This window comes from Mycobacterium sp. NGS26, assembly GCF_059813025.1.
Genome location: NZ_JCALDU010000002.1, coordinates 546212 through 565838 on the forward strand (window position 1 = coordinate 546212; position 19627 = coordinate 565838).

The window sequence follows — 19627 nt, forward strand, 5'->3', positions numbered from 1 at the left end:
GGGCGGCCTTCCTAGACTGGGCCGGTGCGTCTCGTCTTCGCCGGAACCCCCGAACCCGCGCTGCCCGCGCTGCGCCGGCTCATCGACTCGCCCCGGCACGACGTGGTCGCCGTGCTGACCCGGCCGGACGCCGCCTCCGGCCGGCGGGGCAAGCCGCAGCCGTCGCCGGTCGCCCGCGAGGCGCTGGACCGCGGGATCCCGCTGCTGCGGCCGGCGCGGCCGAACTCGCCGGAATTCGTCGCGGAACTGGCCGAGTTCGCGCCCGAGTGCTGCGCGGTGGTGGCCTACGGCGCGCTGCTGCGCGACGCCCTGCTCGCGGTGCCGCCGCACGGCTGGATCAACCTGCACTTCTCGCTGTTGCCCGCCTGGCGCGGCGCGGCACCGGTGCAGGCCGCGATCGCGGCGGGGGACACGATCACCGGGGCGACGACGTTCCGGATCGAGCCGAGCCTGGACTCCGGACCGGTGTACGGCGTCGTCACCGAGGCGATCCGGCCGACCGATACCGCGGGGGATCTGCTTGAGCGGCTTGCCCTTTCGGGGGCGGCGCTGCTGTCGGCCACGCTGGACGGCATCGCCGACGGGACGCTGACGCCGCGCCCGCAGCCGGCCGAGGGGGTCAGTATCGCACCGAAGATCACCGTCGAGGAGGCCCGGGTGCGCTGGGATTTGCCCGCGCCGGTCGTCGAGCGTCGCATCCGCGCCGTCACGCCCCACCCGGGCGCGTGGACGCTCATCGGTGACCTGCGCGTCAAACTCGGACCGGTCCAGCTCGGCGACGCGCCAGAACCCTTGCCGCCCGGCGCAATTCACGTCGACCGCAAAAGCGTGTGGATCGGCACCGGCTCGGACCCGGTGCGGCTGGGCCAGATTCAGCCGCCCGGAAAGAAACCCATGGACGCGGCCGACTGGGCGCGGGGAGCCCGGCTCGACCCCGCCGCGCGGGCCTCATGAGCCCCCAGCCGAACCGCGGGCAGCCGAACCGCAGGCGGCGGCCGCTCGACCGGGCCCGCGCCGCCGCGTTCGACGTGTTGCGCGCCGTCAGCGAGCGCGACGCGTACGCGAACCTCGCGCTGCCCGCGCTGCTGCGCGAACGCGGGATCGGCGGCCGCGACGCCGCTTTCGCCACCGAGCTGGCCTACGGGACCTGCCGCACCCGCGGCCTGCTCGACGCGATCATCGGCGCGGCGGCCGGCAGGCCGCCGGAGGCGATCAACCCGGTGCTGCTCGACCTGCTGCGGCTCGGCGCCTACCAACTGCTGCGCACCCGGGTCGACGCGCACGCCGCGGTGTCCACCACCGTCGAACAGGCGGGAATCGAATTCGATTCGGCGCGAGCGGGTTTCGTCAACGGCGTGCTGCGCACCATCGCGGCCCGCGACGAGAAGTCCTGGGTGGACGAGCTGGCCCCGGATCGGTCGAAGGACCCGATCGGGCACGCCGCGTTCGTGCGCGCGCATCCGCGGTGGATCGCCCAGGCGTTCGCCGACGCGCTGGGCGCGGCGGCGAACGAGCTCGACGCGCTGCTGGCCAGCGACGACGAACGGCCGCAGGTGCATCTGGCGGCCCGCCCGGGGGCGCTGAGCGCCGCCGAGCTGGCCGACGCGGTGGGCGGCACCGTCGGCCGTTACTCGCCGTACGCGGTGTACCTGCCCGGGGGTGACCCCGGGCGACTGGCGCCGGTGCGCGACGGCGAAGCGCTGGTGCAGGACGAGGGCAGCCAGTTGGTGGCCCGCGCGCTGACGCTGGCGCCGGTCGACGACGACGCGGGGCGGTGGCTGGACCTGTGCGCCGGGCCGGGCGGCAAGACCGCGCTGCTGGCCGGGCTGGCCGCCGAGTCCGGCGCCCGGGTCACCGCGGTGGAGCCGTCGCCGCGCCGCGCGGACCTGGTGGAGCAGAACACCCGCGGGCTCGGCGTCGACGTGCTGCGGGTCGACGGGCGGGACACCGGCCTCGAGCCGGGTTTCGACCGGGTGCTCGTCGACGTGCCCTGCACCGGGCTGGGCGCGTTGCGGCGGCGGCCGGAGGCCCGGTGGCGGCGTCAGCCGAGCGACGTGCCGGGGCTGACGAAGCTGCAGCGCGAGCTGCTGGCCGCCGCGATCGCGCTGACCCGTCCCGGCGGCGTGGTGCTGTACGCGACGTGCTCGCCGCACCTGGCCGAAACCGTCGGCGTGGTCGCCGACGCGCTGCGCCGTCATCCGGTGTGCGCGCTGGACACCCGGCCGCTGCTGCAACCCGCGGACCTCGGCGAGGGGCCGTACGCGCAGCTGTGGCCGCACCGGCACGGCACCGACGCGATGTTCGCCGCCGCCCTGCGCCGCCTGGCGTGAGCTTCGCGGCACGGCTCAGTAGTGTTGCGCTCATGCCTGGCTTGACGGGACCCCTGATAGCGCCGTCGCTTCTGGCCGCCGACTTCGCCCGGCTCGCGGACGAAGCGGCCGCGGTGACCGGCGCCGACTGGTTGCATGTCGACGTGATGGACGGCCACTTCGTGCCGAACCTGACGATCGGGCTGCCGGTGGTGCAGAGCCTGCTGACCCACACCGACATCCCGATGGATTGCCATCTGATGATCGACAATCCGGACCGCTGGGCGCCCCCGTACGCCGAGGCGGGCGCCTACAACGTCACCTTCCACGCCGAGGCCACCGACAATCCGGTCGCGGTGGCCCGCGACATCCGCGCCGCCGGCGCCAAGGCCGGGCTCAGCGTCAAGCCGAAGACCCCGCTGGATCCCTACCTGGAGATCCTGCGCCACTTCGACACGTTCCTGGTGATGTCGGTGGAGCCCGGCTTCGGCGGCCAGGACTTCATTCCCGACGTGCTCGGCAAGGTCCGCACGGTGCGCAAGATGGTCGACGCCGGGGAGCTGACGATCCTGGTCGAAATCGACGGCGGCATCAACAAGGACACCATCGAGCAGGCCGCCGAGGCCGGCGTGGACTGCTTCGTCGCCGGGTCCGCGGTCTACGGGGCCGCCGACCCGGAGGCCGCGGTGGAGGCGTTGCGGCGACAGGCCGGCGCCGCGTCACCGCACCTGCGCCGATGAGCCGCCGATGAGCACGGAACGGGTCGACGGCGTCGAGTCGGCCATGCGCCTCGCCATCGAGCAGGCCAACCGGGTCAAGGGCAGCACCTATCCGAATCCGCCGGTCGGGGCCGTCATCCTGGACCCCGACGGGCGGGTGGTCGGCGTCGGGGGCACCGCGCCGGCCGGCGGCGATCACGCCGAGGTGGTGGCCCTGCGCCGGGCCGGCAGCCTGGCGGCCGGTGGCGTCGCCGTCGTCACCCTGGAGCCGTGCAATCACTACGGCAAGACCCCTCCGTGCGTGAACGCGCTGATCGACGCCGGGGTGGCGACGGTGGTGTACGCGGTCACCGACCCGAATGAGACCGCGGGCGGCGGTGCGGGCCGGCTCTCGGCGGCGGGCGTGCAGGTGCGGCCCGGCGTGCTGGCGGACCAGGTGGCCGGCGGGCCGCTGCGCGAGTGGCTGCACAAGCAACGCACCGGGCTGCCGCACCTGACGTGGAAGTACGCCAGCAGCATCGACGGGCGCAGCGCGGCGGCCGACGGCTCGAGTCGGTGGATCTCCAGTGAGGCCTCGCGCGCGGATCTGCATCGGCGCCGCGCCATGGCCGACGCGATCGTGGTGGGCACCGGCACCGTGCTGGCCGACGATCCGGCGCTGACCGCCCGGCTGCCCGACGGCTCGCTCGCCGACAAACAGCCGCTGCGCGTGGTGGTGGGGATGCGCGAAATACCCTCCGAGGCAAGGGTTCTCAACGACGATTCGCGCACCATGGTGATTCGCACCCACGATCCCCTGGAGGTCCTCAGGGCGCTGACCGACCGCACCGACGTGCTGCTGGAGGGCGGACCCACGCTCGCGGGTGCGTTCCTGCGGGCCGGGGTGGTCAACCGGATCCTGGCCTACGTCGCGCCGATCCTGCTCGGCGGACCCGTCGCCGCGGTGGATGACGTTGGGGTGTCCAGCATTTCGAAGGCGTTGCGCTGGCAGTTCGACGGCGTCGACCGGGTGGGACCGGACCTGGTGATCAGCCTGGTGCCGCAGACCGGCTAACGCTCACCGAGCGCGACGGCCTCCTCCGCGGGAACTTCCGGTCCCCCGGCGTGTTCCTTGCGACCGCCGATCAGGAGGCCCAGCAGCGCCCCCACCACACAGATCCATACGGTGATCATGAAGATGTCGCCGAACATCTCGGCGAATGCTTTCAGGAAGAGGGTTGCCTGGGCGGCTACCCTTTCCATCAGGGTGGCGTTGGGCGGGATCGAGGCCGTCAGGTGGGCCAGTTTGTGGTTGAACGAGTAGAAGCCGAACGCGCTCAGCGCGGCCATCCCGATCAGCATGCCGGTCATGCGGGCCACCACGACCGCCGCCGATGCGATCCCGTGCTGCGCGGACGGGACGACCCGCAGCGCGGCCGACGACAGCGGTCCGATCACCAGGCCGAGTCCGATACCGGCGACGAACAGGTCGGCGTGCATGGTGGGCAGGGTCACCAGCCCGAAGAAGTTGTGCTGGTGGCTTGCCACGTCCTCGCGCCAGAAGTGGATCAGCCAATAGCCGTAGGCCGCGATCAACAGGCCGACGAAGGTCATCGCACGGTCGCCGACCCGGGTGGCGATCCAGCCGCCCAGCACCGCCCCGAGCGGCAGCGCGATGAGGAACCACAGCAGCAACCCGGCCGCCTGCGTCTGGTCCATTCCCAGCACGCCCTGGCCGAACAGCTCCACGTCGACCAGGGTCACCATCAGCGCCGCTCCCGCCGTCACCGACGCGCCCAGCGCGGCCAGGAAGGGCCGGAAGTGCACCCCGGCCGGGTCGATCAGCCGGGTGCGCGCCAGGCGCTCCCAGATCACGAACACCACGGCGACGGCGATCGCGCCGATCACCAGGGGCGGCCCGTAGCTCGGCAGCAGCTGCTTGCCGTCGGGTTGAGGGTTGTACAACCCGATCACCGCGAGGCCCAGCGCGACGGCCAGCAGCAACCCGCCCACCAGGTCGATCCGCTCCGGCTTGTCGGCGCGGTCGTGCGACGGCAGGCTGAACTGGATCATCGCCATCGCGATCAGGGTCAGCGGCACGTTGATCCAGAACACGTAGCGCCAGTCGTGGAACAGCCACACGATGAAGATCCCGTACAGCGGGCCCAGCACGCTGCCGAGCTCCTGCGCGGCGCCGATGCCGCCCAGCACTCCGGCCCGATTGCGTTGCGCCCACAGGTCGGCGCCCAGCGCGAGCGTGACCGGCAACAGGGCGCCGCTGGCGATGCCCTGGATGGTGCGGCCGCCGACCAGCAGGTGGAAGTCGCCGAATTGGCCGGCGAGCGCGGTGACGATCGAGCCGATCATGAACAGCGCCAGGCTGACCTGCAGCAGCAGCTTGCGGCCGAACCGGTCGGACGCCCGGCCGAGCAGCGGCATGGCGGCGATGTAGCCCAGCAGGTACATCGTGACGATCCAGGTGATGCGCTGCAGCTGGTTCAGCGGGATGTGAACGTCCCGCATGATGTCGCGCATGATCGTGACCACGACATAGGTGTCCAGGGCGCCCAGCAGCACCGCCAGGCTGCCGGCGCTGATCGCGATCCGCCGACCCGTTGCCGAGCTCATCCGCTCACCGGGGGCTTGGTGACGGTGACCGGCTGGTTCCAGTTGGACAGCGTCATCTGGACCGAGTTGCCCTGGCTCTTCTGCAGGTTGGCCTGGACCAGCTGGTGATCGCCGGTCTCCTGGATCCACACGGTGCTCGGCATCGGCTGCGTCGCGTTCAGCGGCGGCGCGATCTTGTTCACCGCGTCGGCCGAGACGTTGCCGCTGATGCGAATCGTGTTCTGGCCGTTGATGGTTTCGCGGCCCTCGGCCTTGGGGTTGCTGAGGTTCGCCAGCACGTTGCCCAGGCCGTTGTCCGGGCTCAGGATCGCCGAGACGTCGTAGATGTCGGAGGCCTTGCCGAAGTCGCTCCACTTGTTGGGCGTGAGCGTGGCGTACAGCACCGAGTCGTAGACCACGAAGTTGGCGTCGATGTCCGAGCCCGCCAGGGTCAGCTGGACATTGCCCGACGCGGCGGTGCTGGGCGTGGTGGTGAGGTCGCCGTTGAGCACCTTGATCGGCAATCCCTTTACCGTGCCCTGCACCGACAGCACCAGGTGCACGCTCTTGACGGTCTTGGTGGTGTCCGAGGACTGCTTGACCAGTGTCGCGGCGTCGGGCAGCGGTGCGCCGCTCGGTTTGGAGCCCGACGAACAGCCGGCGATCAGGGCGGTGGCGAGGCTTAGGGAGGCGAGGACGGCCGTTAGGCGGCGGCGAGTCTGCATACCCTGCATCGTAGAGGGTGCCGCAGACCGGCCTTGAGAACGACGGGGGCCGCGGCCAATTAGCCTGGTGGGATGTTCACCGGAATTGTCGAGGAGCTCGGCGAGGTGACCAGCCGAGACGTCCTCGCCGACGCGGCCCGCCTGACCATTCGCGGGCCCGTCGTCACCGGCGATGCCGGCCCCGGCGATTCCATCGCCGTCAACGGCGTGTGCCTGACCGTCGCCGAGCTGCCGGGCGACGGCCAGTTCACCGCCGACGTGATGGCCGAGACCCTGGACCGGTCCAACCTGGGCGCGCTGCAGGTGGGCAGCCGGGTGAACCTGGAACGCGCCGCGGCCGTCAACAGCCGCCTCGGCGGCCATATCGTCCAGGGCCACGTGGACGGCACCGGCCGGGTGGTCTCCCGCTCGCCCTCGGAGCACTGGGAGGTGGTGCGGATCGAGGTCCCCGAATCGGTGGCTCGCTACGTCGTCGAGAAGGGATCGATCACCGTCGACGGGATTTCGCTGACGGTGTCCGGACTCGGCGCCGACCCGCGGGACTGGTTCGAGGTCTCGCTGATCCCGACCACCCGCGAGCTGACCACCCTGGGCCGCGCCCCGGTCGGGGCCCAGGTCAACCTCGAGGTTGACATCATCGCCAAGTACGTCGAGCGGCTGCTGGCAGCGAAATAAGTGCTGCTCTCGCCTATTAGGCACACACTGGATCGATGGCTACAAAGACCCAACGTTTCGTGGTGCGTGTGACTCCCGAGCAGCACGCGTTGATTCGCCGTGCCGCCGAGGTCGAGGGGACCGACCTGACCAACTTCACCGTCACAGCGACGCTGGCGCACGCCCGCGACGTGCTGGCCGACCGCCGGCTGTTCGCCCTCGACGATGCTGCGTGGACCGAGTTTCACGCGATCCTGGATCGGCCCGTCGTCCGCAAGCCGGCGCTCGAGAAGCTGTTCACCCAGCCGTCGGTTTTTGAGCCCTGACGGGCGTGAGCGGCTACAGCCTCCCCCGGCCGATCAGGGAGTCCGACGAGGTCGCCACCTTTGACAGTGGCGAGGCCAGCCTGGACAACTACCTGCGTCGGCGGGCACTGGCCAACCACGTCCAGGGTGCGTCGCGGTGCTTCGTGACGTGCCGGGAACGCCGCGTGGTGGGGCACTACGCGCTGGCAACTTCGGCGGTGGAACATGCAGACGCGCCGGGGAAAGTGCGCCGCAACATGCCCGACCCGGTCCCGGTGATCCTGCTGTCGCGGCTGGCGGTCGATCGTAAAGAGCAGGGCAACGGTTTGGGCAAAAACCTGCTGCGCGACGCGATCGAACGGTGCGTCGGGGTGGCAGAACAGGTCGGGGTCCGGGCGATGCTTGTGCACACTTTGCATGACGAGGCCCGCAGGTTCTACGCCCACTTCGGCTTTGAGCCTTCACCGACCGATCCACTGCACCTGCTGCTGACCATCAAAGATGCACGTGCTGTCATCGGCGCCTGATGTGCTGGGGTTTTGCCTGGTCACCCGGGCCCCGGTCGGCGCGGTCGTCGAACCGTCCCGCTCAATAAGCCGTGGCAATAACAGTGGCCTCGTGGTGGTTCATACTGAATGCAACGCCGGGCCCCTGATGACGGGCCCTTTGACAGCAAGGTAGCCAAGATGACGAGGTTGGACTCCGTCGAGAGGGCGGTTGCCGACATTGCGGCCGGTAAGGCCGTCATCGTCATCGACGACGAGGATCGCGAGAACGAGGGCGACCTGATCTTCGCCGCCGAGAAGGCGACGCCGGAGATGGTTGCCTTCATGGTCCGCTACACCTCCGGATATTTATGTGTCCCGCTGGACGGCGCGATCTGCGACCGGCTGGGCCTGCTGCCGATGTATGCGGTGAACCAGGACAAGCACGGCACCGCCTACACCGTCACCGTCGACGCGAGAAAAGACGTGGGCACCGGGATTTCGGCCTCGGATCGGGCCACCACGATGCGGCTGCTGGCCAATCCCACCAGCATCGCCGAGGATTTCACCCGACCCGGTCACGTGGTCCCGTTGCGCGCCAAGGACGGCGGGGTGCTGCGCCGTCCCGGCCACACCGAGGCCGCCGTCGACCTGGCCCGGATGGCGGGGCTGCAACCCGCCGGCGCCATCTGCGAAATCGTCAGCCAGAAGGACGAAGGCGCGATGGCCCAGACCGATGAATTGCGGGTCTTCGCCGACGAGCACGACCTCGCCCTGATCACCATCGCCGACCTGATCGAGTGGCGGCGCAAGCACGAGAAGCACATCGAGCGCATCGCCGAAGCGCGGATCCCGACGCGCCACGGCGAGTTTCGCGCGATCGGCTACGCCAGCATCTACGAGGACGTCGAGCACGTGGCGCTGGTCCGTGGCGACATCGCCGGGCCCAACGGCGAGGGCGACGACGTCCTGGTGCGCGTGCACTCCGAGTGCCTGACCGGTGACGTGTTCGGCTCACGGCGCTGCGACTGCGGGCCCCAGCTCGACGCGGCCATGGCCATGGTGGCGCGGGAGGGGCGCGGCGTCGTGCTCTACATGCGCGGCCACGAGGGCCGCGGCATCGGCCTGATGCACAAGCTGCAGGCCTATCAGCTGCAGGACGCCGGCGAAGACACCGTCGACGCCAACCTCAAGCTCGGATTGCCCGCCGACGCAAGGGATTACGGCATCGGCGCGCAGATCCTCGTCGACCTGGGGGTCCGCTCGATGCGGCTGCTGACCAACAACCCGGCCAAGCGGGTCGGCCTGGACGGCTACGGCCTGCACATCATCGAGCGCGTGGCGCTTCCGGTGCGGGCCAACGCGGAGAACATCCGCTACCTGATGACCAAACGCGACAAGATGGGCCACGACCTGGCCGGGCTGGACGACTTCCACGAATCCGTCCATCTGCCAGGGGAATTCGGGGGCGCTCTGTGAGTGGTGGCGCCGGAGTGCCGGAGATTCCGGCGCTTGACGCTTCCGGCGTGCGGGTGGCCGTCGTCGCGAGCACGTGGCACCGCGAGATCTGCGACGCGCTGCTGGCCGGCGCGCTGAAGGTGGCCGCCGATTCGGGCGTGGACAATCCGACGGTGGTCCGCGTGCTCGGCGCCATCGAGATCCCCGTCGTCGCCCAGGAACTCGCCCGCAGCCACGACGCGGTCGTCGCTCTCGGCGTCGTGATCCGCGGCCAGACACCGCATTTCGACTACGTCTGCGACGCGGTGACCCAGGGCCTGACCCGGGTCTCGCTGGACGCGTCGACGCCGGTCGCCAACGGGGTGCTGACCACCAACAACGAGGAACAGGCCCTGGATCGGGCCGGGCTTCCGTCGTCGTCGGAGGACAAGGGCGCCCAGGCGGCCGGGGCGGCCCTGTCGGCCGCGCTGACCCTGCGTGACCTGCGCGCCCGGTTGTGACCCCGGCAAACCGCGAGGCGTGGGACGTCGAGCTGCGCGCCCATCGGACCCCGCTATTCGCTTACGCCGCAGCGTTTCTGATCGCGGGGGTGCACATCGCGGTCGGCCTGCTGCTCAAGGTGAGGTCCAGCGGCGTGATCTTCCGGACCTCCGACCAGGTGGCGATGGCCGTGCTGGGTCTCATCCTCGCCGGCGCCGTGCTGCTGTTCACGCGGCCACGGCTGCGGGTGGGCCCGCCGGGAATCGCGGTGCGAAATCTGTTGGGCTACAAGCTGATTCCGTGGCCGGACGTGACCGGCGTGTCGTTCCCGGCCGGTCACCGCTGGGCGCGCGTCGACCTGCCCGACGACGAGTACATCCCGGTGCTGGCCATCCAGGCCGTCGACAAGGAGCGCGCGGTGGACGCCATGGACACCGTGCGGTCGCTGCTGGCCCGCTATCGGCCGGACCTGGGCGGCGGCTAGCCGGGGTCGGGTTCCTCGGCTTCGGGCGCCCAGCCGCTCGGCAGCATCGGCATGCGGGGGCCGTCGGTCAGCGCATCGCCGGCGAGCGTGGTCAACCCCGCCGGTTCGGCGCCGGCCGCATGCGCGGTGCCGGCGAACCCGATGGTCCCGGCGCCCCGGTCCGAGGCCGCAACGTCCGAATCGGGGTATTCGCGGCGGTACCCGCGGTCGATCAGGGCCGCCCGTCGGCGCCGGCGCCGTTGCTCGGCGTCTTCTGTGGCCGCCCTGGCCGCCGCGGCCGTATCGGGCTCGGGTGCCCGCCTCTTGGCGCCGGTGCGCGCGCTCATCTGGTCACCGAGTCCGGTGCCCGGCGGACCGACAAGGTAGGGAAAGCCGAAGCCCTGGACGGCGACGGGCGGCGGCGCGGCGGGTGCGGCCGCGGGTGCGGGCGCCGCGGCGGGCGTGGAAGCGGGGGCCGGGGTCGTCGGCGCCGCCGGAGCGGGCGCGGGGGCGGCGGCGCCCAGCGCGGCGGGGGCTCTGGTGTCGGATGGGGCCGGGGCGTGCGCCGCGGCGGGCATCGGGGGTGGGGCGGGTTGCGGCGCACCGCCCAGCCCGGCCAACCCGGTCAGCCCCGCCAGGCCTCCCGCGGCCACCGCGGGGAGGGCGGGGGCGATCAGGCCGTAGGAGACCTGCGTCAGCTGCGGCACTTGGGGAATGAACGTGTAGAGCGCTTCGCCCGCCCAGTGCGGAACTTTGGCGGCGAGCAGCGGGTCGCCCATCAGGGTGTTGAGGACCGTGGACGGGTTGGATCCGGACTGGCTCAGGTCCGCGTCGAGTTCGTGGGCGACTTCCTGCACGCGAGTCACCCACCAGCTCAGCTGATCTGCCCCGCCGCCCGCATCCTGGTTGGGCGGGTTGGCCAGCTGGATCGGCGGCGGCGGCGCGGTCGGCGGCGTCCACGTGAGCGCGGTCTGGGACACCGCTTCATAGATCGCCATCGTGGTGGCCGCCTGCAGCCACATCCGCAAGTAGTCCATCTCGTTGAGCGCGATCGGAATCGTGTTCACGCCAAGGAAATTCGTCGCCACCAATTCCGCGAAAACGGCGTGGTTGGTTTCCAGCTCTTCCAGCGTCGGCATGGCCGACAGCGCGGCGGTGTAGGCCGCGGCCACGGTCTCGGCCTCGCGGGCCGCCGCCGAGCTGTCGGCGCTGTTCTGCAGAAGCCACGCCAGATACGGCACGTGCGCGGCCACGTACGCCTCCGCGCTGGGGCCCTGCCACGTCCCGGCCTGCACCGCCGCCAGCAACTCGCTGAGTTGCTGCGCCGCCGTGTCGTATTCGGCGGCCAGCGCCTGCCACGCCGCCTCCGCCGCCAGCAGCGATCCGGGCCCGGGGCCGCTGGAGAGGGCCGCGGAATGCACCTCGGGCGGAAAGGCGGCCCAGATCGGCATGGTCATCGTCGGCGACCCTCACTTCAAAGGATGCGAACTCGCGGTCCCGGCCGAGGCGCCCCGTGGACCGAATGCAATGAAGCCTACGAATTCAACCGCACATACGGTTAAAATCTCGGATTTTCACCGGAAATGCGAAGCAAGCTCTCAGTCGTCGGACAGCCGGACGAGGAACCCGTTCAGGATCAGCGTCCGGGCCAGATCCGCCTGCTGCGCCGCGCCCAGCCCGGGCAGGTCGCCCACCCGGAAGGGTGCGCTGCTGCTCGACAGAAACAGCAGCGCGGCTTCGTGGTCGGGGCCGGCGCGCACCGACAACTGGGCGAACTGCAGGACGACGCCGTCGGCGATGCGGCGCACCCGCGAATACAGCGGTTGGTGCTTCGCCACCCGGGTTTGTCCGTCGATGCCGACGGTGTCCGAGACCGATCCGACCGGCGGGCATCGCCCCCGCCGGACCAGGACGTCCTCCATGGCGGCGAGGCCGTCCGCGACGACGCTCGGGTCCCCGACGGTGCGAAGCGTGTCGCGCACGAGGTCGCCCAGGCCCGCGCGCACGTTCGCGTCGTCGAGGTGCCGCGGCGGCAGCCGGTCATGGACGCGGGGATCCCGCAGGCTCAGCGCATAGAGCAAATGGGTTGTGAGCGTCAGCACGGTGGGCGCGTGGATCCCCACGGTCAGATGGACCGACGGCTCCGCATGCGTTTCGGCCGAATGCACTTGGCCGCGTGGCAGATACAGCACGTCGCCGGCTTCCAGGCGCACGTCGGTCGGCGGCGCGGACCCGGCCGGACCCACTCCCTTGCGGCGCTCCATCTCGTGCGGTGGCACGGTGGCGTCGTTGGACACATGCCACGTCTTGGATCCGTGGATCTGCAGGACCAGCACGTCGTGGGGATCGTAGTGCGGGACAAAGCCTGTCGATCCGGGTGGCGTGACGTAGCCGTTGACCCGGGTCGGGAAGTTCAGCTCGACCTCGATGGAATGCGACAGCGAGGCGATCGCGCGGACGTACCGCTCGAGGCCGTTCAGGACGATTGTGTAGCCGTCGGCGAGGCCGTCGGCAACGCGGGCGAGTGCGAGGCTGCCATCGGCGAGCCGGTAGGTGTCGGGATCCTTGTCCGCGCCGCTTCTCACCAGCCGCACCGCCGACGGTTCGGGCCGCACATGCTCCAACAGGTCGTCGACGGCCGAGGGGCCGGGCAGCAGGCGGTCGAAGTAGTCCGCGCGGGATCGCTTGATGTGGTAGGGCCGCGCCTCCCAAATGTCCTCCAGGAAGGCGTCCACGGTCAGGGGTTGCAGCAACCAGGACAGCGAGAACTCGACGGTAGGCCCTCCAGGTTTCGTCGTCACGAGTACGCATCACAGTAGACCGGCGGCTTTGGGTGTGAACTGACGGCTTTCGCGGTGAGCTGACGGCTTTCATTGTGAACTGACGGCTTTCATTGTGAGCCCAGGGCGCGGTTCGGGCGTTTTCTCCGCCGTGGACTCACAGTCAACGCCCTGGACTCACCCTCAACGCCGTGGACTCACGCCCGACGCCCTGAACTCACCCTCAACGCCCTGGGCCCACACCCCCGAACCGGCTACTAGCCTGGATACGTGCCAGATCCCGCCACGTATCGCCCCGCGCCCGGGTCCATCCCGGTCGAGCCCGGCGTCTACCGGTTCCGGGACCCGCACGGGCGCGTCATCTACGTCGGCAAGGCCAAGAGCCTGCGCAGCCGGCTGACGTCATACTTCGCCGACGTCGCCGGGCTGCACCCGCGCACCCGGCAGATGGTGACCACCGCGGCCAAGGTCGAGTGGACGGTGGTCAACACCGAAGTCGAGGCGCTGCAGCTGGAATACAACTGGATCAAGGAGTTCGATCCGCGCTTCAACGTCCGCTACCGCGACGACAAGTCCTACCCGGTGCTGGCCGTCACCCTCAACGAGGAGTTCCCCCGGCTGATGGTGTATCGCGGGCCGCGGCGCAAGGGCGTCCGCTATTTCGGGCCGTACTCGCACGCGTGGGCGATCCGGGAAACCCTCGACCTGCTCACCCGAGTCTTCCCGGCGCGCACCTGTTCGGCCGGAGTGTTCAAGCGGCACAACCAGATCGACCGCCCGTGCCTGCTCGGCTACATCGACAAATGCTCGGCGCCGTGCGTCGGCCGGGTCAGCGCCGAGCAGCATCGCCAGATCGTGCTGGACTTCTGCGACTTCCTGTCCGGCAAGACCGACCGGTTCGCCCGCGAACTGGAACAGCGGATGAACGCCGCCGCCGAGCAACTCGACTTCGAACGCGCCGCGCGGCTGCGCGACGACCTGTCCGCGCTGAAGCGGGCGATGGAGAAGCAGGCCGTGGTGCTCGGCGACGGCACCGACGCCGACGTGGTGGCCTTCGCCGACGACGACCTCGAGGCGGCGATGCAGGTGTTCCACGTGCGCGGCGGGCGGGTCCGCGGTCAGCGCGGCTGGATCGTCGAAAAGTCCGGGGACCCAGGCGATTCGGGACAAGAACAGTTGGTGGAGCAGTTCCTCACGCAGTTCTACGGCGAACAGGCGGAACTCGACGGGGCGGCCGACGAATCCACCAACCCGGTGCCCCGCGAGGTGCTGGTGCCGTGTTTGCCGTCGAACTCCGACGAACTGGCGAGTTGGCTGTCCGGCCTGCGCGGCTCGCGCGTCGCGATAAGGGTGCCGCGCCGCGGGGACAAACGCGCGCTGGCCGAAACCGTGCAGCGCAACGCGAAAGAGGCGCTGCAGCAACACAAGCTGAAGCGGGCGGGCGACTTCAACGCCAGATCCGCTGCGCTGCAAAACATTCAGGACGCCCTCGGCCTGGCCGACGCGCCGCTGCGGATCGAGTGCGTCGACATCAGCCACGTGCAGGGAACCGACGTGGTGGGCTCGTTGGTGGTGTTCGAGGACGGCCTGCCGCGCAAATCGGACTACCGCCACTTCGGCATCCGGGAAGCCGCCGGGCAAGGCCGCTCCGACGACGTCGCCTCCATCGCCGAGGTGACCCGGCGCCGGTTCGCGCGGCACCTCAGCGAGCAGAACGATCCGAATACGCTTTCGCCGGAAGGAAAATCGCGCCGATTCGCCTACCCGCCGAACCTGTACGTCGTCGACGGCGGTGCGCCGCAGGTCAATGCGGCCAGCGCCGTGCTCGACGAGCTCGGCATCACCGACGTCGCGGTGATCGGCCTGGCCAAGCGGCTGGAAGAGGTGTGGGTGCCGTCGGAGCCGGAGCCCATCATCATGCCGCGCAACAGCGAGGGGCTCTATTTGCTGCAGCGGGTGCGCGACGAGGCGCACCGGTTCGCCGTCGCCTACCATCGCAGCAAGCGGTCCAAGCGAATGACCGCGTCGGCGCTGGATTCGGTGCCGGGATTGGGAGAACATCGCCGCAAGGCGCTGGTAACGCATTTCGGCTCGTTAGCGCGCCTCAAGGAGGCCACCGTCGACCAGATCACCGCCGTTCCGGGCATCGGCGTGGCAACCGCCACGGCCGTCCTCGAGGCGCTGCGACCCGAGCGAGAGTCGGGATGACGAGCCAAGCCGCCGGCATCGACGTGGTCCTGGTGACCGGGCTGTCCGGGGCCGGGCGCGGCACGGCCGCCAAGGTGCTCGAGGACCTCGGCTGGTACGTCGCCGACAACCTGCCGCCCCAGTTGATCACCCGGATGGTGGATTTCGGGCTGGCGGCCGGGTCCCGGATCACCCAGCTCGCGGTGGTGATGGACGTCCGGTCGCGCGGCTTCACCGGCGATCTGGACTCGGTGCGCAACGAACTGGCCACCCGCAACATCACCCCGCGCGTGGTGTTCATGGAGGCGTCCGACGACATGCTGGTCCGCCGCTACGAGCAGAACCGTCGCAGCCACCCGTTGCAGGGCGAGCAGACGCTGGCCGAGGGCATCGCGGCCGAGCGCCGGATGCTGGCCCCGGTCCGCGCCACCGCCGACCTGATCATCGACACGTCGAAGCTGTCGGTGCGGGGCCTGCGGGAGAGCATCGAGCGGGCCTTCGGCGGCGACGGCACCGCGACCACCAGCGTCACCGTCGAGTCGTTCGGCTTCAAGTACGGCCTGCCTATGGACGCCGACATGGTCATGGACGTGCGGTTCCTGCCCAACCCGCACTGGGTCGACGAGTTGCGCCCGCTCACCGGGCAGCACGCGGCGGTGCGCGATTACGTGCTGGGCCAGCCCGGCGCGGCCGAGTTCCTGGACGCCTACCATCGATTGCTGACCCTGGTCGTCGACGGCTACCGCCGGGAGGGCAAGCGATACATGACGGTCGCCATCGGCTGCACCGGCGGTAAGCATCGCAGCGTCGCGATCGCCGAGGCGCTGATGCAGCTGCTGGGCGGCCAGCAGGACGAGGCGCAACTGTCGGTGCGGGTGCTGCACCGGGATCTGGGTCGCGAATGAGCGCACCCAACCGCGAGGGCATCGTCGCCCTGGGGGGCGGACACGGCCTTTATGCGACGCTGTCCGCGGCCCGCCGGCTGACCCCGTACGTCACCGCGGTGGTGACCGTCGCCGACGACGGCGGCTCGTCCGGCCGGCTGCGCAACGAACTGGACGTCATCCCACCCGGTGATCTGCGAATGGCGTTGGCGGCGTTGGCATCCGACAGCCCGTACGGTCAACTGTGGGCGACCATCCTGCAGCACCGGTTCGGCGGCAGCGGGGCGCTGGCCGGGCACCCTATCGGCAACCTGATGCTGGCCGGCCTCAACGAGGTGCTGGCCGATCCGGTCGCCGCCCTCGACGAGCTGGGCCGCATCCTGGGGGTCAAGGGCCGGGTGTTGCCGATGTGCCCTATCGCGCTGCAGATCGAGGCCGACGTCTCGGGCCTGGAGTCCGACCCGCGGATGTTCCGGCTGATCCGCGGCCAGGTGGCGATCGCGACCACGCCCGGCAAGGTGCGCCGGGTGCGGCTGCTTCCCCCCGACCCGCCGGCGACCCGGCAGGCGGTGGACGCCATCATGGCCGCCGACCTGGTGGTGCTGGGTCCCGGGTCGTGGTTCACCAGCGTGATCCCGCATGTGTTGGTGCCGGAGCTGGCCGCGGCGCTGAGGGCCACGAGCGCCCGCCGCGCCCTGGTGCTCAACCTGGTCGCCGAGCCGGGGGAGACGGCGGGATTCTCGGTGGAGCGCCACCTGCACGTGCTGGCCCAGCACGCCCCGGGCTTCACCGTGCACGACATCATCATCGACGCCGAACGGGTGCCGAGCGAGCGCGAACGCGACCAACTGCGCCGCACCGCGACGGTGCTGCAGGCCGAGGTCCACTTCGCCGACGTGGCCAGACCTGGTACACCTTTACATGACCCGGGCAAGCTCGCGGCGGCCCTGGACGGGGTCCGAGCGGGCCCCAAGGCCCCGGGGGTGCCTTCGGCCACGGCCACCGCGGAGATTCGGGTCGACGGCGAAAGTCCGCAACCCGGCGTGAATGGGCCGGCCGGCAGGCGACCGAGGGGTGACGACGCGTGGCGATGACGACCGAAGTCAAGGACGAGCTGAGCCGCCTGGTGGTGAAGTCGGTCAGCGCGCGCCGGGCGGAGGTCACGTCCCTGCTGAGGTTCGCCGGGGGGCTGCACATCGTGGGCGGCCGGGTGGTGGTCGAGGCCGAGGTGGACCTGGGCAACATCGCGCGGCGGCTGCGCAAGGACATCTTCGATCTCTACGGCTACAACGCCGTCGTGCATGTGTTGTCCGCCAGCGGAATTCGCAAGAGCACGCGGTACGTGCTGCGGGTGGCCAACGACGGCGAGGCGCTGGCACGCCAGACCGGCCTGCTCGACATGCGGGGGCGTCCGGTGCGGGGCCTGCCGGCGCAGGTGGTCGGCGGCAGCATCGCCGACGCCGAGGCGGCATGGCGCGGAGCCTTCCTGGCGCACGGGTCGCTGACCGAGCCGGGACGCTCGTCGGCGCTGGAGGTCAGCTGCCCCGGCCCGGAGGCCGCGCTGGCCCTGGTGGGTGCGGCCCGACGGCTCGGCGTCAGCGCGAAGGCCCGCGAGGTGCGCGGCGCCGACCGGGTGGTGGTGCGCGACGGTGAGGCCATCGGCGCGCTGCTGACCCGGATGGGGGCCCAGGACACCCGGCTGATCTGGGAGGAACGCCGGATGCGCCGCGAGGTGCGGGCCACGGCCAACCGGCTCGCCAACTTCGACGACGCCAACCTGCGCCGCTCGGCACGGGCCGCGGTCGCGGCGGCGGCCCGGGTGGAGCGTGCGCTGGAGATACTCGGCGACAGCGTCCCCGACCATCTGGCCTCGGCCGGCAAGCTGCGCGTCGAGCACCGGCAGGCCTCCCTCGAGGAACTCGGCCGGCTGGCCGATCCCCCGATGACGAAAGATGCTGTGGCGGGCCGCATTCGGCGGTTGCTGTCGATGGCCGACCGTAAGGCCAAGGTCGAGGGCATCCCCGACACCGAGTCGGCGGTCACGCCGGACCTTTTAGAGGACGCCTAATTCGCCGGCTGATTCCGGGCGCAAGGGGTGGGGGAGGGGCTACGGTCATCGCATGAAGCGGCTTTCGAGTGTTGATGCGGCGTTCTGGTCGGCCGAAACTTCGGGCTGGCACATGCATGTGGGCGCGCTGGCGATCTGCGATATCGGCGACGCGCCCGGCTACAGCTTTCAGCGGCTGCGCGAACTGGTCATCGAGCGGCTGCCCGAGATTCCGCAGCTGCGGTGGCGGGTCACCGGCGCGCCGCTCGGGCTGGACCGGCCGTGGTTCGTCGAGGACTCCGAACTCGACATCGACTTCCACGTCCGCCGCATCGGGGTGCCCGCGCCCGGCGGGCGCCGCGAGCTCGAGGAGCTGGTGGGCCGGCTGATGTCCTACAAGCTGGACCGCTCCCGGCCGCTGTGGGAACTGTGGGTGATCGAGGGCGTCGAGGGCGGCCGGATGGCCACGCTGACCAAGATGCACCACGCCATCGTCGACGGGGTCTCCGGCGCCGGGCTGGGCGAAATCCTGTTGGACGTCACCCCGGAACCCCGGCCCGCGCAAACCGAGACGGTCGGATCGCTGGTGGGATCCCAGCTACCCGGCCTGGAGCGGCGCGCGGTGGGCGCGCTGATCAACCTCGGCGTCAAGACGCCCTTCCGCATCGCCCGGCTGGTCGAGCAGACGGTGCGCCAGCAGGTCGCCGCGCTGGGCGTCGCCAGCAGGCCGCCGCGCTACTTCGACGCTCCCAAGACCCGGTTCAACGCGCCGGTGTCGCCGCACCGGCGGATCACCGGCTGCCGCGTCGAGCTGGCCCGGGCCAAGGCCGTCAAGGACGCGTTCGACGTCAAGCTCAACGACGTCGTGTTGGCCCTGGTGGCCGGCGCGGCCCGTGAATACCTGCAGAAACGCGGCGAACTGCCCACCAAGCCGCTCATCGCGCAGATCCCGGTCTCCACCCGAACCGACGCGAACAAGGACGAGATCGGCAACAAGATCAGCTCGATGACGGCGTCGCTTGCCACCGACATCGAGGATCCCGGCGAGCGGCTGCGGGCCATCCACGAAAGCACGCAGAGCGCCAAGGGAATGGCCAAGGCTTTGTCGGCGCACCAGATCATGGGCCTGACCGAGACCACCCCGCCGGGGCTGCTGCACCTGGCCGCGCGCGCCTACACCGCCACCGGCCTGTCGCGAAACCTGGCTCCGATCAACCTGGTTGTCTCCAATGTCCCCGGTCCGAAGTTCCCGCTGTACATGGCGGGGGCCAAGCTGGACTCGCTGGTGCCGCTGGGCCCGCCGGTGATGGACATCGCCTTGAACATCACCTGCTTCTCCTACCAGGACTACCTGGACTTCGGCTTCGTGACGACGCCCGAGGTGGCCAACGACATCGACGACATGGCCGATGCCATCGATCCGGCGCTGACCGAACTCGAGAAGGCCGCGGCCCTGGGCTGACGGGGCCCCGCGCCGAGCTGACTTCCACTGCACCGAACGTGAAACTGTTGCGAAAATCAGCGCTCATTGTCGCAACAGTTTCA

At 70.5% G+C, this 19627-nt stretch carries 18 protein-coding genes and 1 pseudogene; 15 read left to right on the top strand and 4 right to left on the bottom strand.

Annotated elements, in window-relative coordinates:
• The first annotated feature begins 24 nt into the window (after positions 1 to 24).
• The 4 genes from fmt to ribD are packed head-to-tail and all read left to right on the top strand — an operon-like array spanning position 25 to position 4082.
• Complete coding sequence (gene fmt / locus AC5Y6X_RS08855; protein ID WP_499985903.1) at positions 25 to 954, top strand: methionyl-tRNA formyltransferase; 930 nt, start codon at positions 25 to 27, stop codon at positions 952 to 954.
• Positions 951 to 2330 carry an RsmB/NOP family class I SAM-dependent RNA methyltransferase gene (locus AC5Y6X_RS08860; protein WP_499985904.1) on the top strand — a complete coding sequence of 460 codons (1380 nt, stop codon included), beginning with the start codon at positions 951 to 953 and terminating at the stop codon, positions 2328 to 2330. The genes fmt and AC5Y6X_RS08860 overlap by 4 nt, the downstream gene beginning before the upstream one ends.
• A 32-nt stretch (positions 2331 to 2362) precedes the next feature.
• Positions 2363 to 3049, top strand: coding sequence for a ribulose-phosphate 3-epimerase (rpe, locus tag AC5Y6X_RS08865; RefSeq protein ID WP_499985906.1), 687 nt, complete (start codon positions 2363 to 2365; stop codon positions 3047 to 3049).
• A 7-nt stretch (positions 3050 to 3056) separates the two neighbouring features.
• The gene (ribD, locus tag AC5Y6X_RS08870; RefSeq protein WP_499985907.1) at positions 3057 to 4082 is read left to right on the top strand and encodes a bifunctional diaminohydroxyphosphoribosylaminopyrimidine deaminase/5-amino-6-(5-phosphoribosylamino)uracil reductase RibD; all 1026 of its coding nucleotides are present in this window, start codon (positions 3057 to 3059) and stop codon (positions 4080 to 4082) included.
• On the opposite strand, the gene AC5Y6X_RS08875 is transcribed toward ribD, so the two are convergent.
• Both AC5Y6X_RS08875 and AC5Y6X_RS08880 read right to left on the bottom strand, forming a co-directional pair.
• Positions 4079 to 5635: an MFS transporter gene (locus AC5Y6X_RS08875; protein WP_499985909.1), complete on the bottom strand. Its 1557-nt coding sequence runs from the start codon at positions 5633 to 5635 to the stop codon at positions 4079 to 4081. The two genes, ribD and AC5Y6X_RS08875, sit on opposite strands and share 4 nt — an antisense overlap.
• Positions 5632 to 6339 carry an LppX_LprAFG lipoprotein gene (locus AC5Y6X_RS08880; protein WP_499985911.1) on the bottom strand — a complete coding sequence of 236 codons (708 nt, stop codon included), beginning with the start codon at positions 6337 to 6339 and terminating at the stop codon, positions 5632 to 5634. Before AC5Y6X_RS08880 ends, AC5Y6X_RS08875 begins: the two co-directional genes overlap by 4 nt.
• A gap of 72 nt (positions 6340 to 6411) precedes the next feature.
• On the opposite strand from AC5Y6X_RS08880, the gene AC5Y6X_RS08885 reads away from it, so the two are divergent.
• The 6 genes and pseudogenes from AC5Y6X_RS08885 to AC5Y6X_RS08910 all read left to right on the top strand — a co-directional run bounded on the left by AC5Y6X_RS08885 (position 6412) and on the right by AC5Y6X_RS08910 (position 10205).
• Complete coding sequence (locus AC5Y6X_RS08885) at positions 6412 to 7014, top strand: riboflavin synthase (protein ID WP_499985912.1); 603 nt, start codon at positions 6412 to 6414, stop codon at positions 7012 to 7014.
• Positions 7015 to 7023: 9 nt separating this feature from the next.
• Positions 7024 to 7319, top strand: a pseudogene (locus AC5Y6X_RS08890) (type II toxin-antitoxin system TacA family antitoxin); the annotation flags it as partial.
• A 5-nt stretch (positions 7320 to 7324) separates the two neighbouring features.
• The gene (locus tag AC5Y6X_RS08895) at positions 7325 to 7825 is read left to right on the top strand and encodes a GNAT family N-acetyltransferase (RefSeq protein ID WP_499985914.1); all 501 of its coding nucleotides are present in this window, start codon (positions 7325 to 7327) and stop codon (positions 7823 to 7825) included.
• 159 nt (positions 7826 to 7984) lie between these two features.
• On the top strand, positions 7985 to 9262 hold the full coding sequence (locus AC5Y6X_RS08900) for a bifunctional 3,4-dihydroxy-2-butanone-4-phosphate synthase/GTP cyclohydrolase II (protein ID WP_324681900.1): 1278 nt from the start codon (positions 7985 to 7987) through the stop codon (positions 9260 to 9262).
• Positions 9259 to 9741, top strand: coding sequence for a 6,7-dimethyl-8-ribityllumazine synthase (gene ribH, locus AC5Y6X_RS08905; protein ID WP_324681901.1), 483 nt, complete (start codon positions 9259 to 9261; stop codon positions 9739 to 9741). The genes AC5Y6X_RS08900 and ribH overlap by 4 nt, the downstream gene beginning before the upstream one ends.
• A complete protein-coding gene (locus AC5Y6X_RS08910; RefSeq protein ID WP_499985918.1) occupies positions 9738 to 10205 on the top strand; it encodes a PH domain-containing protein in 468 nt (155 codons plus the stop codon). The genes ribH and AC5Y6X_RS08910 overlap by 4 nt, the downstream gene beginning before the upstream one ends.
• On the opposite strand, the gene AC5Y6X_RS08915 is transcribed toward AC5Y6X_RS08910, so the two are convergent.
• Both AC5Y6X_RS08915 and AC5Y6X_RS08920 read right to left on the bottom strand, forming a co-directional pair.
• Positions 10202 to 11641: a PPE family protein gene (locus AC5Y6X_RS08915; RefSeq protein ID WP_499985920.1), complete on the bottom strand. Its 1440-nt coding sequence runs from the start codon at positions 11639 to 11641 to the stop codon at positions 10202 to 10204. The genes AC5Y6X_RS08910 and AC5Y6X_RS08915 overlap by 4 nt on opposite strands.
• A 141-nt stretch (positions 11642 to 11782) precedes the next feature.
• The gene (locus AC5Y6X_RS08920) at positions 11783 to 12985 is read right to left on the bottom strand and encodes a cupin domain-containing protein (protein ID WP_499985921.1); all 1203 of its coding nucleotides are present in this window, start codon (positions 12983 to 12985) and stop codon (positions 11783 to 11785) included.
• 249 nt (positions 12986 to 13234) lie between these two features.
• Here AC5Y6X_RS08920 and uvrC point away from each other — a divergent pair, with 249 nt between their 5' ends.
• Genes uvrC through AC5Y6X_RS08945 form a run of 5 tightly spaced genes read left to right on the top strand, consistent with a single transcriptional unit; the run spans position 13235 to position 19544 of the window.
• Entirely contained in the window at positions 13235 to 15172 is a 1938-nt protein-coding gene (gene uvrC, locus AC5Y6X_RS08925) for an excinuclease ABC subunit UvrC (protein WP_499985923.1), read from the top strand.
• Entirely contained in the window at positions 15169 to 16056 is an 888-nt protein-coding gene (gene rapZ / locus AC5Y6X_RS08930) for an RNase adapter RapZ (protein WP_499985926.1), read from the top strand. Before uvrC ends, rapZ begins: the two co-directional genes overlap by 4 nt.
• Positions 16053 to 17129, top strand: a complete 1077-nt coding sequence (locus tag AC5Y6X_RS08935) for a YvcK family protein (RefSeq protein WP_499985928.1) — start codon at positions 16053 to 16055, stop codon at positions 17127 to 17129. Before rapZ ends, AC5Y6X_RS08935 begins: the two co-directional genes overlap by 4 nt.
• Entirely contained in the window at positions 17126 to 18103 is a 978-nt protein-coding gene (gene whiA, locus AC5Y6X_RS08940; RefSeq protein ID WP_324681315.1) for a DNA-binding protein WhiA, read from the top strand. The genes AC5Y6X_RS08935 and whiA overlap by 4 nt, the downstream gene beginning before the upstream one ends.
• A 52-nt stretch (positions 18104 to 18155) precedes the next feature.
• Positions 18156 to 19544: a WS/DGAT/MGAT family O-acyltransferase gene (locus AC5Y6X_RS08945; RefSeq protein ID WP_499985931.1), complete on the top strand. Its 1389-nt coding sequence runs from the start codon at positions 18156 to 18158 to the stop codon at positions 19542 to 19544.
• Positions 19545 to 19627 lie beyond the last annotated feature (83 nt).

Coding starts and splice junctions, on each gene's coding strand:
- AC5Y6X_RS08860 (WP_499985904.1), top strand. CDS start 951: ATGAGCCCCCAGCCGAACCGCGGGCAGCCGAACCGCAGGCGGCGGCCG.
- AC5Y6X_RS08945 (WP_499985931.1), top strand. CDS start 18,156: ATGAAGCGGCTTTCGAGTGTTGATGCGGCGTTCTGGTCGGCCGAAACT.
- ribD (WP_499985907.1), top strand. CDS start 3,057: ATGAGCACGGAACGGGTCGACGGCGTCGAGTCGGCCATGCGCCTCGCC.
- AC5Y6X_RS08935 (WP_499985928.1), top strand. CDS start 16,053: ATGAGCGCACCCAACCGCGAGGGCATCGTCGCCCTGGGGGGCGGACAC.
- AC5Y6X_RS08875 (WP_499985909.1), bottom strand. CDS start 5,635: ATGAGCTCGGCAACGGGTCGGCGGATCGCGATCAGCGCCGGCAGCCTG.
- AC5Y6X_RS08900 (WP_324681900.1), top strand. CDS start 7,985: ATGACGAGGTTGGACTCCGTCGAGAGGGCGGTTGCCGACATTGCGGCC.
- AC5Y6X_RS08880 (WP_499985911.1), bottom strand. CDS start 6,339: ATGCAGACTCGCCGCCGCCTAACGGCCGTCCTCGCCTCCCTAAGCCTC.
- whiA (WP_324681315.1), top strand. CDS start 17,126: ATGACGACCGAAGTCAAGGACGAGCTGAGCCGCCTGGTGGTGAAGTCG.
- rapZ (WP_499985926.1), top strand. CDS start 15,169: ATGACGAGCCAAGCCGCCGGCATCGACGTGGTCCTGGTGACCGGGCTG.
- AC5Y6X_RS08915 (WP_499985920.1), bottom strand. CDS start 11,641: ATGACCATGCCGATCTGGGCCGCCTTTCCGCCCGAGGTGCATTCCGCG.
- rpe (WP_499985906.1), top strand. CDS start 2,363: ATGCCTGGCTTGACGGGACCCCTGATAGCGCCGTCGCTTCTGGCCGCC.
- AC5Y6X_RS08885 (WP_499985912.1), top strand. CDS start 6,412: ATGTTCACCGGAATTGTCGAGGAGCTCGGCGAGGTGACCAGCCGAGAC.